This window comes from Peribacillus sp. NPDC101480 (assembly GCF_050277335.1).
Lineage (GTDB): Bacteria > Bacillota > Bacilli > Bacillales > DSM-1321 > Peribacillus.
In genome coordinates, this window is the sequence record NZ_JBNNSB010000016.1 from 1 (window position 1) to 13,779 (window position 13,779).

The window sequence follows — 13,779 nt, forward strand, 5'->3', positions numbered from 1 at the left end:
CCCGTTCCCATTCCGAACACGGCAGTTAAGCTCTTCAGCGCCGATGGTAGTTGGGGGTTTCCCCCTGTGAGAGTAGGACGCCGCCAAGCCATTTAAAAAAGACCCGCCATCCGGCTGGTCTTTTTTTGCCGTTGTCAATCCTTCAGTATCTTATATTTTAAAACTGTTAAAAAGCAGAGAGGTAAAAGGACCATAAACAATGTTATATGCAGTATACATGGTAGGGCATACTATGGATGCATATAAATTCTTACTTCTATCTGCATTATCCATATCTGATTAATACAAAGGGACAGAATTCTTCGTTTCTACAGGGATATATGTTAAACTTAACGTAGTTCTGAAACTGTCATTGGGGGAATAGCCGATGGATACCTCTGCTAAAGATGAAATGATTTTTTCGTTTGCTGAATGGTTGAGAGACCAAGGCAAATCAGCTAATACGATCAAAACGTATACTGGTGTCCTTTCACAGTTTTGTGACCAGACACAAAAGATATTGATGGAGATTCATTCTGAAGATGTTCAGGGTTATCTTGATTATTTAGAAAATTGCAAGAAAAGCCCAGGGACTATCGAAAAACACTATATCGCCTTAAATGTTTTCTTTAAATTTTTAGGTAAACCGCAAGTGATGCTTTCTGTGGAACGTAAGGTTAAGGAGCACAAGCTTGAGGTACCTGAAACTTTAAGCATAAATGAGCAGCAGATCCTGTTAAGAGATATAGAAGCAGAAGGAAACCTAAGAAACATTGCCATCGTCTACCTTTTGTTACATACAGGAATCCGCGTCTCCGAATTATGTGACTTGAATGGCCGCGACGTCATCATGGAAACAGAACGAAATTATATACTTGTCAGGAACGCAAAAGGTGAAGTCGATAGATCCGTTCCCCTTACAATATCGGCTATACAGCATATACAGAATTATCTTCTTTCTTTAAAAGAAAAAGCAGATCCGTTATTCATCTCAAGCTATAATCAAAGGATCACTCCGAGGTCAGTTCAATATATATTAAAAAAATACAATGTGCATCCACATAAACTGCGACATACCTTTTGCCAAAGGTTAGTGGATAATGGAATAGATATACAAACGATATCCAAGCTTGCCGGTCATAAAGACTTAAACGTAACGAAGCGTTATCTAAAAGAAAAATCGCTGGACCTGGCAAATGCGATAGACCAAACTTTCACCAAACATTAATCCATAGAAATTAAAAGGGAAAGCGAGCTCTTTCCCTTTTTTTGTTTATATATTTAAAACAAACAAATTTCCTTGGAAATGAAATGACGAATAGGACGTGGGGGCCTGTGAAGTTATATTTATAAGAGCATATTGTGCATTGTTTAATCAAGAAAGAGGGGATTCCTAATATAAGGAATCCCCTCTTTCTTGATTCTTTACTTAACTGTTTTTTTCTTCTTTTTACCTATTTTCATTATGACTTCATATACTACCGGTACTATTACAAGTGTTAGCAATGTAGAACTCACAAGTCCGCCAATAACGGTAATCCCCAAACCTTGTGATATTAATCCACTGCCTTCTGCGCCGATTGCCAGAGGTATTAAAGCGCCGATTGTGGCAAGGGCAGTCATCAGGATTGGACGTAGACGGGTAGAACCTGCCTCGAGTAAAGCTTCCCTGGTAGATAGCCCGGATTCTTCATTCTTGATAACACGGTCCACTAATACGATGGCATTGGTTACAACGATACCAATAAGCATTAGTACACCCATCATTGCTGAAACGCTGATGGTCTCACCTGCAACGAATAGCCCTGCCAATGCCCCGATTACCGTAAATGGTAAGGAGAAGAGAATGGCTATTGGTGCTAAACCACCATGGAAAGTAACGACAAGGACAAAGTATACGATAGCAACGGCCGCTAACATAGCGATACCAAGTTGAGTGAATGATTCCTGGATATCTTCCGTCACTCCGCCATAGTCTATAGTGACGCTTGCGGGAAGGTCTAATTTATCAACTTCCTTTTGTACATCTGCTGTTACTGCTGCCACATCATCCGTTTTGATTGTTGCAGACACGTCGGCATAAATTTTTCCATCGCGGCGGCTGATTGTATCGGAAGCTTTGCCTTCTTCGATTTTCACAAGCTCTTTCAATGGGATCTCCATTCCCATTGGAGAAGAAATTTTAGTATTCTCAAGATCTTTTTTGTCTTCGAATGTCGTTTCTTTTGTCTCGACATATACTTTGACTTCTTCTCCATCTTTCTTAATGGTAGTTAAAGCATCATCTTTATTTGTATTGGCAATGAACATGCCAATTTGTGCAGCTGTCAGTCCAAGGTCACTTAACTTTTCTTGGTCTGCAACTAGAGTGTATTGCTCATAAGCATCGGAAAGACTTGTATCAACATCTTTTAAATCTTTATTTTTCTTCATGATATTTTGAATATCATCAATTACCGGTTCAATATCTTTTTGTGTATTTCCGTAAACAAATAGAGTGGTTTCGTTGCTTGATGTTGACGTGAAATCTTGTTGTTTCCATGTTCCAGGTGAATCAAGTTCGGTTAATTCTTTTATGACGGTTTCTTTTTTGTCCCCGAAATCTTCAGTGTCTTCATCATAGAGTACATAGAAGAGAGCAGAGTTACTCGAGCCGCCCATCATGCCGCCGCCCATCATGCTTTCACCAAGTGTGTATTGAACGGTCTTCACATCGTCTTTATCCATGAAGTATTTTTCTACTTTTTCTGTTTGCTTTTCAATATCTTCTTTTAACTCTCCAGGTGCGGGAGTGTAAGTGACGATAATCGTTTTTTCTTCATCTGCAGGCATGAAGCTGACACCGATGCTTGGGATCAGGAATAAGCTGCCGACCAATAATACAATGGCTGTACCGAAAGTGATTATCTTATGGTTTAACGACCAATCCAGTGCTTTTCGGTAGAATGCTGATAGTTTGCTTGGTTTTTCTTCATGTGATTTTAATTCTTTTTTAGATAGTCCCTTTTTAAACAAAGAGTCTGCCATTGCCGGAACAAGAGTGATGGCGATTATTAATGAAGCGACCAATGCGAACACCATTGTTAAGGCGAATGGCATGAATAGTTCCCCGACAGGTCCTGTAACGCTGGCTAAAGGCAGGTATACGGCTACAGTAACGATTGTCGATGAAAGGATAGGGATGAACATTTCCTTAGTGGCTGATCGTATTAATTCGCCGCCTTTTAATTGTTCGCCTTTTAAAGCCATTCTTCTATAAATATTTTCAATGACGACAATGGAATCATCGACTACTCGGCCAATGGCAACCGTCATGGCCCCAAGTGTCATGACATTCAATGAAATATCCATTTGTTTGAGCACCAAAAGCGCTGCTAACAGGGATAATGGAATCGAAATGACGGAAATGAGAGTCGTTTTAAAGTTCCTAAGGAACAGCATGATAACAATGACGGCAAACAGACAGCCGAAGAGTGCCTTACTGATCATGGTTTCAACAGAATCTTTAATCGGTTTAGCTTGATCGAGCGTAGTGTGTACACTTACGCCTTTAAACTCTTCTTTGAAATTAGAGGCTTCTTCGTTTACTTCGTCTACGATTGCAACTGTATCAGCATCAGGTGATCTTGTAACCTGGATTCCAATCGATTCGCTACCGTTTGTTCTTGAAATCGATTCGGCCTTACCGGTGATTTTAACATCGGCAATGTCTGATAATTTGACATTTTGCATTTGGGCAGGACCTGTTGCCATGTCAGGAGTTGATTGATTGGTTTCCGGTCCGGTTTGTGCCGGCGTTCCTGTTTGAGAGCCGCCGGTTAAAGGTATCTTTATATTTTTGAGGTCTTTTAATGTGGAGATGTTTCCATCCACAACGATCGTTTTTTCTTTATCATCAAAGTTATATATGCCAAGCGGCATGTTTACGTTTGCGGCCTGGATAACCTTCTTTACGGTATCTTCATCGAGCCCGTATTGAGCCATCTTTTCCTCGTCGAATACAAGGCTGCCTTCATTTACTTGTTGTCCGGAAATTGATACGGATGTCACGCCGTCAATCCCTTCAAGTTTAGGCACCAACACCTCTTCGACGTTTTTTGTAAGAGCTGGTAAATCAGAACCCTTATCTGTTACACTGAGTGCGACGACAGGAAAAGCGTTTAATTCTAATTTAGAGACGCTTGGGGCATCCACTCCCTCAGGCAGTTCTAATTTCTCTAAAGCTTCTTTCACTTCTTTTACAGCGTCGTCCATATCCGTATCATAATCATATTGTAACTGGACGGAAGAGGCATTAGCCATGGACGAAGAACTGACTAATTCGACTCCTGGCAAATTTGTTACTTTCTGCTCAATCTGGTCCGTAAGTTTATCTGCTACTTCTTCAGGTGCAGCTCCAGGATATACAGTGGAGATGCTTATTAAAGGAGTCGAGATGCTTGGAATGGTTTCTTGTTTCATGTTTAAACCTGAGTATAAACCAGCTGCAACGATGATGATCGTAAGCAACCAGATTGCCAATTTATTCTTTAATGAAAACTTAATTATTGAATTCAAGCTTGTACCCTCCATACATAAAATTGTGACTATTCGGTCATAGACTCAAATATATAGTATATGGATTATGATTGCAACAGATAATAATCGCTAGTGTTAACGTTGTGATTTCAAGGGTTTTGGGATACAATTTGGGAGATGTGACCCATCGGTCACCAAAGGATAAATTTAAGAGATAGGATGAATTTGATGAAAGAAAAAAATAAGATGATCATAGATAAGTCTGTAGAGCTTTTCGCGGAGAAAGGCTATCATGCCACTTCCGTTCAGGAAATTGCTGAAAAGTGTGGGATAGCAAAGGGATCTTTTTATAATCATTTTAAATCGAAGGAAGAATTACTGGTCTCCATTTTTAAATTTTATTATGAAGCGTTGACGGACTCATTGCTTGATCTTGAACTGGATGCTTCATTGTCCAGTAAAGACAAGTTCATGAGGCAAATCACAGTTCACATTGAGCATATGACGGGAAATACCAATTTGATTCAAATGATGATGCAGGAACAAATGGTTCATATCAGCAAAGAACTAGATAAATTTTTACATTATATCCATGAAGAGGGCTTGATTTGGTTCAAGCGTAAAATCATTGAGTTATACCCGGGACTTTCAGCTGATCTTTTGCCGGATTGCACCATAATTTTGGACTCCCTTTTCAAAGGATATATCGGAATATTGATCAGGAAACAAAATGCTTTTGATGTGGAATTATTACCTAGCTTCATATTGAACCGGATGGATTCAATTATCGCAAGCCTGCAGAACATGGAAGATCCATTGTTGAAACAATTTCCCCTACCGGGATGCTCGATGCGGGATATGAGCCCAAAAGAAGAAATCCATTCGATCATCGTCAGGATGCTGGAAGTGGAAACACGTAAAGAAGAGGGAATGGATACACGTAAAAATATGGAAGCTTTAAAGGCAATCCAGGAGGAATTTTCAAAAGCTAGTCCAAGCCCGATCATCTTGGAAAGTCTTTTGTTATTTTTGGAAAAAAATGAAAAAAGGAGTCCCTTGTCTTCAAAGCTTATCTTGATGATGAAGGATTATTTGACAAGTATATGAAAGCTTTACCGAAAGGGGCGTATAGCCTCTTTTTTTCATTTGATCTTAATGAGTTTCAAAAGCGGGGGTTTAGGAAAAGGTAAAATTGATGGGAAGAAGACCATTCTTTCAATAATATGGGGGCGAAAATCATGCGATGGAAAAAGGGAATGCTGATTTATAATGAAAATGCCGGTAATGATAAACTCGAAAGGAATCTTGAGGGTTGTCTTCCGATAATAGCTCCACATATTGATGAGTTTCTCATTCTGCAAACGAAGGAAAAGGGCGATGCATGCCGTTTTTGCTTGGAATATGGTGAAGACATGGATGTAGTTTTCGTATTAGGAGGAGATGGAACGGTACATGAGTGTGTAAATGGCCTTTCGCCGCTTCCGAGGCGGCCCCTGTTTGGGGTTTTACCTGGAGGGACTTGCAATGACTTCTCCAGAACATTAAAGATTCCTCAAAATGTTCGTCAAGCTGCGGAAGCATTAGTGAATGGCAAAGTTCGTTCAATTGATATTGGGCAGGCCAACAACGATTATTTTTCTAATTTTTGGGGAGTAGGGCTTATTTCAGATGCATCAAGCAATATTGATGAGCAGGAAAAAAGCAGGTTTGGTAAGATAGGATATTTATTAAGTGCTATAAGGACAATTGGCGAGAATGCTCCCTTTTCCTATAAGCTAAAGTATGATGGGAATGTTATCGAAGGGGAAGCGGTTATGATTTTGGTTTTGAATGGTTGTTTTATCGGCACCAATTTATTGCCCTTTCCCATGATTAGTCCAGATGATGGACTCTTCGGTGTTGCCATCTTGGAAAATGCAAGCCTTGGTACATTTTTAGAAATAATAGCGATGAAGCGTTCATGGACACAAAATATGATCTCTGACTCTGGGGTGACTTATTTAAATGCCAATACCCTGACCATTGAAACCAAGAGGCCGCTTGATGTGGATATGGATGGAGAGAACTATAGACGAACCCCTGCACGCATTAAAGTCCTTGCCCGACATTTGTCAGTATTAACTCCAAATTAGTATGGTGGGATTAAATATGAATGGGAATGATTATGTGTTTTTTTTGTATATTCATTCCTTATTTCTGCAATTGTTTCCAAAATAAGATAAAATATATGAAGATATATCAATTTTTGCAGGAGGACCACATATGGTGTACCAGGTCAGATTGTTAAAGGGCATTTTAGAGCCTCATCGGAGTCGTTATCAGCTTCAAAATGCAGAGGCAGTCACAAAGCTTGGATTGAAATTACTATTTTTATATTTTCTTAGTCTTATAGTATTCGCCATTGGGGGATATTTTGGCATTGGTTCAGAATCATTCTCCAAAGAAATCACGAAAATGAGTGCCGGTGAATTCGAAGCAGCAAAGCTGCTGATTATGAGCGGCAACATAATAACAGGCATAATCGACCCTTCCATATATATATTTTTATCAGCTCTATTCTTTTGGATCGTTACTGATATCCCATATATAAAATTAGTCATCGTTCAAATGATTCTTTTTGTTTTGCAATTAGTGGAAAAAACATTACTGATTCCTCTATTCGTATTAATGGATATAGGCAGCGATGCCAATCCATTTTCATTGGGGATCATCAGTCAGTATTTTCTCAGAAATGATTATTTCATTCACTTTTTCAGCGGAATCACCATTTTTCAATTTCTTATTATTGCTCTGCAATATTTTTATTTAAAGGAGTTTTCAGAACGAAATAGTTATTTGGTCCTTTTAATGATTGTTCTATTCTATCTGGCCACATGGTTTGTTAAAGCCTTTTTAGCATACATCCAAGTAGGCGTATTTGTATAAGGCGGGTGAAATGAATGAGCGGGAAATGGAAAATTGCAGCGGTCTCCATTGCGTCGATAGTCTTAATAACCGTTAACTTATACCTTATTGAAAAAAAAGAAAGCAAAGTGGAACGAACTGTTTTCGTTGAAAACTGGACTAAGGTAAAAAAAGATACAATTACGGATACTATTCAAACAAATGGGGTAATTAAACCTGTAGAAGAGTATGATATCTATTTTGACACCAAGAAAAATGATTTTAAGAAATTCCTTGTTAAAGAAGGCGATGAGATTACGGCTGGCTCCTCGTTGTTTGAGTATACGACGACCGAACTTGATGCTCTTAAAGCGAACTTGGAAGCGGAGAAAACGGCATCTGAGGGAGAAATTGCAGGTATTGAGGAATACATAGGGAAGTTGAGGTCCTATCAAGGGACCATGACCAGTAATCCTGAAAAAGCAGCCATTGATGAATCTGTGGAAAAAAACTTGAAAATTGATATAACAACAAGTTCCTCAGATCTTATTAAAAGTAACATTGAGCAAGAAATGTACAAGCAGGAACTGGAAAAAAACAGCTTGAATGAAAAAGTGAAAATGCTTGAAGCTAAAATAACTTCAATTGAGGAGCAGTCCAGTGCGATCGTGTCAACGAGTGAGGCTGATGGTGTAGTTAAAAATATCAATAAAAACCTGAATAATCCCATTATATCCATCGTTTCAACAAATATGGCAATTGAAGGGGATTTCTCTGAAGAGGAAATGAAAAAGGCTGAAGTGGGCATGACTATAAAAGCAAGTTCCTCTGATTCAAAAAAGGCATTGAAAGGGACGATAGGTCGCATCCATTCCTATCCCGCTGAAGAGCCGTCATTAAAAAAGGATAACAGATTTCCATTTCAGGCACTAATCGAACCGGAAGGTGAAGAAACGGAAGCTTTGTTGGTGGGATCCAAAGTGAATCTTACTGTAATAACCAATGAGAAAGCCGGTGTACCCTCCATTCCTATAGAAGCCATAAAAAACCATAAACAGCCTTATATTTACAAATTGACTAAAAATGGCTATGTGGATAAACATTACATTACAAAAGGGCTTAAGGCTGAAGGGAAGCAAGAAATCATAAACGGACCGTCGGTAGGTGACGTCATTCTAATGGAGCCGGATGTGTCGAAGAACCATTCTTATTTCATTACCCCAATCCAATTTGGAAAAGTGAAGGCAGCAACTTATAAAAAATTCACCTCTAGGGAAAAAGTAAGATATCTGTTACTTGGCGTATTGGAAAAATAACCGCTTCTTTCATCAAGAGAGGTGATGTCAAATTAGTGATTAATTATATATCAATATAACTTATATTATTAAAAATCGGGAAGAGTAATTATAGATACAATAGTCTCTAATGCAGAATATTCAGACATATTTAAAGATTTTTTCTAGAACTAATGCGAATAAATATTTACAGATTATCATTTTTAGTATAATATTTTATTATAAGTTAACTCGCTTAATCTTATTCCAAGAACGGGGGACCCATTTTTGTGGATTTTATCCGCTAGGGGTGAATTCAGAAATGAAAGGGCATTTGTGTTTCCAATTCCTAACCCGACAGCTAACCTCGTCAGCGTCTTTAAGGGAACATGTGTGAATATTCACGCCAATAAGAAATCGACACATGAAGTGTCTTTTTTTTCGGCGTAAAGACAGAGTTTTTCAAAAAAAGAAAAATTACTTTCTTTTATTAGTATCTTGTTTCCCTTACCGAGACAAAAATGTTTTTGCATCAAAGACTTTATGGAAGGTGAGGAAAGTAAATGAAGAAATTCAAATTAAGTTTAGCTAGCCAAATTTTCATTGGTTTAATTTTAGGGATTATCGTTGGTGCCATTTTTTATGGTAGTGAGACGGCCCAAAACTTTTTACAGCCATTCGGAGACATTTTCCTACGAATGATTAAAATGATTGTAGTACCAATCATTGTGTCAAGTCTTATCGTTGCAGTTGCAGGTGTAGGCGATTTAAAATCAGTAGGTAAACTTGGAGCTAAATCAATATCATACTTTGTTGTAGTAACTATGATAGCGATTGCTGTTGGTTTAATTTCAGCGAATATCATCCAGCCTGGTGTTGGTGTAAATATGGACAAGCTAGAACAAACTGATATTTCTACCTATGTTGATACAGCAGAAACTAAGCAGCATGAATCGTTCGTAGATACAATCGTTCACATTGTGCCATCCAATCCAGTTAAAGCCATGGTAGAAGGCGATATGCTAGCGATCATTTTCTTCTCCGTGTTGTTTGGACTTAGTATTGCGGCCATCGGTGAAAAGGGTAAACCAGTATTCCGTTTCTTCCAAGGTGTAGCTGAAGGAATGTTCTACCTAACTAACATGGTCATGAAATTCGCTCCTATCGGTGTATTTGCACTAATCGGTGTGACGATCTCCAAATTCGGTTTGGAATCTTTAATTCCGTTAGGAAAGTTAGCGCTTTCTGTTTACGGAACAATGATTTTCTTTGTAATAGTCATTCTTGGTCTTATTGCGAAATTTGTCGGATTCAATATCTTTACGTTGATTAAACTTCTAAAAGAAGAATTGATTCTTGCTTTCTCTACTGCAAGTTCAGAAGCGGTTCTTCCTAAGATCATGGAAAAAATGGAAAAAGCGGGATGTCCGAAACATATTGCTACATTTGTTATTCCGACTGGATATTCTTTTAACCTTGATGGTTCTACATTATACCAAGCGTTAGCAGCTATCTTCATCGCTCAAATGTACGGAATCGATTTAAGCATGTATGAGCAAATTACGCTAATGCTAGTGTTAATGATCACATCCAAAGGGATTGCGGGTGTACCAGGTGTATCTTTCGTAGTTCTTTTAGCGACATTGGGAACTGTCGGTATTCCTATTGAAGGTCTAGCATTCATTGCCGGTATTGACCGTATTCTTGATATGGGACGTACAGTAGTAAACGTTATCGGTAATTCACTTGCGGCAATCGTTATCTCTAAATGGGAAGGTCAATTCAACCCGCCTTCCAAAAAAGAATTAGAACAAGTTTCTTAATACAAAAAATCCAGAGTGAAATGTCACTCTGGATTTTTTTTGAATTAAAATGCGCTTTCTTACTTTTGGACGATCCAGAAGCGGCAATCGGAAGAGAAAGCGATGACATCATCATTTTCATGGAATAATTCACTTCGATAAAAGCTTTCGATAACTTTGAACCGTGCTTCTTACAGGCATTCAAGTACTTCAAGTTTAGTTGGGATATGTAGGTAAGTATCTTCTTGAAGCGTCTTTCCGGATGTGAAAATATCCCCGAATTCATAAAGCCTCTCATCTTGTTTACCAACACACCAAATCATTTCCTCTTGCTCCCAGAAGTTCAGGTAATTTTCGTTTTTATCACGGTCATGTGTTGTGAAAATGAAGAGCCCTTTAGGTTTTAAAATACGGTTGATTTCTTTTAAAGCCAATGTGCGGTTTTTTCGCTGGGGAATTTGCATTAAACCATTAAAAGCGAAGATTGCTTTATCGAATGATGAGTCGTTGAAAGGGAGGTCGGTTGCATCGCCAAGGATAAAGGGTATGTCCAGGTTATATTCATGGGCTATTTTTTCGGCTTCATAAAGCATGGCAGGAGTCAGGTCGATTCCCGTTAGATTTTGAAATCCTTTTTTATATAGTGCGAAGGTGGTCCTTCCTGTACCGCAACCGATATCAAGGATTGCATCTTCCTGATTTAAATATTTTTCGAATGCATATTTCTCTGATTGCCACAGACCTATTTTTTTAGTTGCATCAGCATAGACGGAAACGGCTCCATGAAAAGAATTAATGATAAAACCTTTTTCAATTTTATCCATGATTTAATCCTCCAATCCTTCATTCTTACTATAATATGGATACTTTGAGCTAGTCGAGTGTGTACCTTAACATTTGGGTTAATATGGAGTACATGTTTCGCATTATTCACATGGTGCTGATGATGATTAATATTGGGGGTTATATAACTTACGTGAAAACCCAAAAGTTTGGTAAAATAATATTATTGATTAAGAGCTCGGAGGGGGTCAGGTTATGAAGAATGATAGCAATGATATCTTATATATGTATATGCAGGCTTCTGAACGGTTTGTCCTTTTTAATGGACTCAATTTTCGTGAATTCGTCTATTCGCTGCCATATACGTTGGATTCCATCTTATTATTGAAACATGAATTCAATGGCGGGGAATACAATTTGAATGTCCTGCTAGAGAGTGCTTCATCTGAAGATATTGCGAAGCTCGTTAAAGAAAATGTCCGGGCATATGGAGATTTCTGTTGGATCGATTTTGAAGAAAGAGAAGGGTTGGATGAATTGGATGGAAGGGAAATAGCGGAACTATTATATTTAGGGCATGCAAAAACTCATCTGGATCCTCCATTTTTCCGTAAATTGAATAATCAATTTGTGTACCTTGCCCAGGATGATGGCTGGTTCAATAAAATTTATTTTCGTTCTCTTTCGACATATTATATGATGTTAGGAAGCCTGATTCCGCTAAAGCTGGAGCTTTTAAAAGTAGAGAGGACTTGGCTTGGAATCAGAAAGAAAAGAGAGCTGACGGCGATTCCGGCAGAAATCATTGCTTCCTTGGCTCATATTCTGGCAGAGGGGCTCGTTTTTTCCTTTCGGCATGTTAAGTATACAAGAACAAAGATTGAGATACCGGCATGGGTTGTAGGGGATTATTTAAACATGGATGAAATGCATGATGACTTTTCAGATAGAGATATTAAGGAGCCAGATGCCTTTATTACCTTCAATCGAAAAGAAAGGGTATGGGAAAGCGTTATTAAAAATACATCATTCTCCTGATTATCCCAACTTCCGAGGTTCGTGGTTTGGATTATTTGACACTCTTGAAATTTTTCAGGTGTAAGACTTACCATCTCATGCATAAAAGATAAGAGAGGGCGGCGCGCAGGGTGTGGCGGTTTTAACCTGTGTTCCGCCTAATAGTAATCATTGGAAAAGCGCCAATGATGGAAGTTTCGCTTTACCCCGCATTAACAGGCTGTAAGGGAAGCGGCGGCAAATGTAATGAAAAAGAAATGTGGTGGGTCAACAGCCTGTAAATGCCCGATTGGCTCAACTAACCATCATTGGAAAAGCGCCAATGATGGAAGTTTCGCTTTAACCATTTTAGTGTAAAGTGATACAATGAACATGGTTAAAAGAATATTGGAGGGTAATAACTCATGAAAACTAAACTTGGTTTGCTTTATGGTGGAAAATCTGCGGAGCATGAGGTTTCTATGCAGACGGCTTTAGCGGTCATTAAAGCTCTCGATTTAGCAAAGTTTGATATATATCCGATTTACATAACAAAAGAGGGTTCATGGATTAATGGACCGAAGTTAACAGGACCTGCCGAGAGTGTGGAGGCTTTGACATTTACATCGGATAAATCTAGCTCGCCTCTTGCCTTGCAGGCACATTCAACTGATGAAAATAGTGAATCAACAGGGTATGACGTGATTTTCCCATTGCTTCACGGACCGAATGGAGAAGATGGGACCGTGCAAGGGATGCTGGAACTATTGAACCTTCCTTATGTAGGGAATGGCGTTTTGGCTTCATCAGCAGGAATGGATAAGGTCATCATGAAAAACATTTTTGCCCAGGCGGGACTTCCTCAAGTCAAATATACTTGGTTCATTCGTTCTGAATGGGAGAAGAATACTGAAAGTGCCATTAAAAAGGTAGCGGATGAATTGGGTTACCCTTGTTTTGTCAAACCTGCCAATTTAGGCTCCAGTGTCGGTATCAGCAAATGTAATGATGCTGATGAACTGGAAAGAGCGGTAGCGGAAGCTTTTCAATTCGATCGGAAGATCATCATTGAAGAAGGGGTCGTTGCTCGTGAGCTCGAGTTTGGTATTCTTGGTAATGATGATCCATCTTGTTCAGTGGCAGGCGAAATCATCCCTAAGAAAGATTTTTCCTTCTATGATTATTCAGCAAAATATGTTGACGGTAATTCAGCGATGGTCATTCCGGCGGAGATAACCGAAAGCGAGTATGCTGCTTTATCCGAAATGGCCATTACTGCCTTTAAGTCATTGGATTGCTCTGGTCTGGTTCGCGCAGATTTCTTCTTGACGCATGAAGGGCAAATTTATATTAATGAAGTGAATACAATGCCTGGGTTTACTCCTTTCAGCATGTTCCCGTTATTGTGGAAGCACACAGGTGTCGACTATCCAGCGTTAATTGAAACACTCGTGAAACTTGCTTTGGAACGTCATCAGGAAAAACAACAAATCAAATATACAGTTTGATCATGCAGGTAAAGTATCAGTAAACTTCACAATCCT

The 13,779-nt window shown here is 38.8% G+C and carries 11 protein-coding genes, 1 rRNA gene and 1 riboswitch; of the genes, 10 read left to right on the forward strand and 2 right to left on the reverse strand.

The genetic code is table 11. From position 1 onward, the window contains the following. Together rrf and ACQKMF_RS26020 are read left to right on the forward strand one after the other, a co-directional pair. A 5S ribosomal RNA gene (rrf, locus tag ACQKMF_RS26015) occupies positions 1-89 on the forward strand; the annotation flags it as partial. 278 nt (positions 90-367) lie between these two features. Continuing rightward, a complete protein-coding gene (locus ACQKMF_RS26020) occupies positions 368-1,207 on the forward strand; it encodes a tyrosine-type recombinase/integrase (RefSeq protein WP_230178864.1) in 840 nt (279 codons plus the stop codon). A 197-nt stretch (positions 1,208-1,404) separates the two neighbouring features. Here the strand turns inward: ACQKMF_RS26020 and ACQKMF_RS26025 are convergent, their stop codons facing one another. Further along, complete coding sequence (locus tag ACQKMF_RS26025) at positions 1,405-4,536, reverse strand: efflux RND transporter permease subunit (RefSeq protein WP_427575576.1); 3,132 nt, start codon at positions 4,534-4,536, stop codon at positions 1,405-1,407. A gap of 189 nt (positions 4,537-4,725) precedes the next feature. Here ACQKMF_RS26025 and ACQKMF_RS26030 point away from each other — a divergent pair, with 189 nt between their 5' ends. The 5 genes from ACQKMF_RS26030 (at position 4,726) to ACQKMF_RS26050 (ending at position 10,477) form a co-directional block, all read left to right on the forward strand. Next, the gene (locus tag ACQKMF_RS26030; protein ID WP_260358044.1) at positions 4,726-5,604 is read left to right on the forward strand and encodes a TetR/AcrR family transcriptional regulator; all 879 of its coding nucleotides are present in this window, start codon (positions 4,726-4,728) and stop codon (positions 5,602-5,604) included. A gap of 131 nt (positions 5,605-5,735) precedes the next feature. Next, positions 5,736-6,629: a diacylglycerol/lipid kinase family protein gene (locus ACQKMF_RS26035; RefSeq protein ID WP_402945584.1), complete on the forward strand. Its 894-nt coding sequence runs from the start codon at positions 5,736-5,738 to the stop codon at positions 6,627-6,629. Between the two features lie 130 nt (positions 6,630-6,759). Beyond that, on the forward strand, positions 6,760-7,422 hold the full coding sequence (locus tag ACQKMF_RS26040; RefSeq protein WP_402945587.1) for a hypothetical protein: 663 nt from the start codon (positions 6,760-6,762) through the stop codon (positions 7,420-7,422). 14 nt (positions 7,423-7,436) lie between these two features. Further along, a complete protein-coding gene (locus ACQKMF_RS26045; protein ID WP_402945590.1) occupies positions 7,437-8,696 on the forward strand; it encodes an efflux RND transporter periplasmic adaptor subunit in 1,260 nt (419 codons plus the stop codon). 201 nt (positions 8,697-8,897) lie between these two features. After that, positions 8,898-9,045: riboswitch (cyclic di-AMP (ydaO/yuaA leader) on the forward strand. Between the two features lie 172 nt (positions 9,046-9,217). Further along, positions 9,218-10,477 carry a cation:dicarboxylate symporter family transporter gene (locus tag ACQKMF_RS26050; RefSeq protein ID WP_094246605.1) on the forward strand — a complete coding sequence of 420 codons (1,260 nt, stop codon included), beginning with the start codon at positions 9,218-9,220 and terminating at the stop codon, positions 10,475-10,477. Positions 10,478-10,647: 170 nt separating this feature from the next. Here the strand turns inward: ACQKMF_RS26050 and ACQKMF_RS26055 are convergent, their stop codons facing one another. Further along, entirely contained in the window at positions 10,648-11,280 is a 633-nt protein-coding gene (locus tag ACQKMF_RS26055) for a class I SAM-dependent methyltransferase (RefSeq protein ID WP_427575581.1), read from the reverse strand. 214 nt (positions 11,281-11,494) lie between these two features. On the opposite strand from ACQKMF_RS26055, the gene ACQKMF_RS26060 reads away from it, so the two are divergent. From ACQKMF_RS26060 to ACQKMF_RS26070, 3 genes are all read left to right on the forward strand, one after another. Continuing rightward, the gene (locus ACQKMF_RS26060; protein WP_230178876.1) at positions 11,495-12,277 is read left to right on the forward strand and encodes a hypothetical protein; all 783 of its coding nucleotides are present in this window, start codon (positions 11,495-11,497) and stop codon (positions 12,275-12,277) included. A 128-nt stretch (positions 12,278-12,405) separates the two neighbouring features. After that, on the forward strand, positions 12,406-12,537 hold the full coding sequence (locus tag ACQKMF_RS26065; protein ID WP_427575583.1) for a hypothetical protein: 132 nt from the start codon (positions 12,406-12,408) through the stop codon (positions 12,535-12,537). Between the two features lie 123 nt (positions 12,538-12,660). Next, positions 12,661-13,743 carry a D-alanine--D-alanine ligase gene (locus ACQKMF_RS26070; RefSeq protein WP_260358039.1) on the forward strand — a complete coding sequence of 361 codons (1,083 nt, stop codon included), beginning with the start codon at positions 12,661-12,663 and terminating at the stop codon, positions 13,741-13,743. The last annotated feature ends 36 nt before the right edge of the window (positions 13,744-13,779 follow it).

Excerpts from the sequence above, each read along its gene's own strand:
- ACQKMF_RS26020 (WP_230178864.1), top strand. The coding sequence starts at position 368 with ATGGATACCTCTGCTAAAGATGAAATGATTTTTTCGTTTGCTGAATGG.
- ACQKMF_RS26030 (WP_260358044.1), top strand. The coding sequence starts at position 4,726 with ATGAAAGAAAAAAATAAGATGATCATAGATAAGTCTGTAGAGCTTTTC.
- ACQKMF_RS26035 (WP_402945584.1), top strand. The coding sequence starts at position 5,736 with ATGCGATGGAAAAAGGGAATGCTGATTTATAATGAAAATGCCGGTAAT.
- ACQKMF_RS26040 (WP_402945587.1), top strand. The coding sequence starts at position 6,760 with ATGGTGTACCAGGTCAGATTGTTAAAGGGCATTTTAGAGCCTCATCGG.
- ACQKMF_RS26045 (WP_402945590.1), top strand. The coding sequence starts at position 7,437 with ATGAGCGGGAAATGGAAAATTGCAGCGGTCTCCATTGCGTCGATAGTC.
- ACQKMF_RS26050 (WP_094246605.1), top strand. The coding sequence starts at position 9,218 with ATGAAGAAATTCAAATTAAGTTTAGCTAGCCAAATTTTCATTGGTTTA.
- ACQKMF_RS26055 (WP_427575581.1), bottom strand. The coding sequence starts at position 11,280 with ATGGATAAAATTGAAAAAGGTTTTATCATTAATTCTTTTCATGGAGCC.
- ACQKMF_RS26060 (WP_230178876.1), top strand. The coding sequence starts at position 11,495 with ATGAAGAATGATAGCAATGATATCTTATATATGTATATGCAGGCTTCT.
- ACQKMF_RS26070 (WP_260358039.1), top strand. The coding sequence starts at position 12,661 with ATGAAAACTAAACTTGGTTTGCTTTATGGTGGAAAATCTGCGGAGCAT.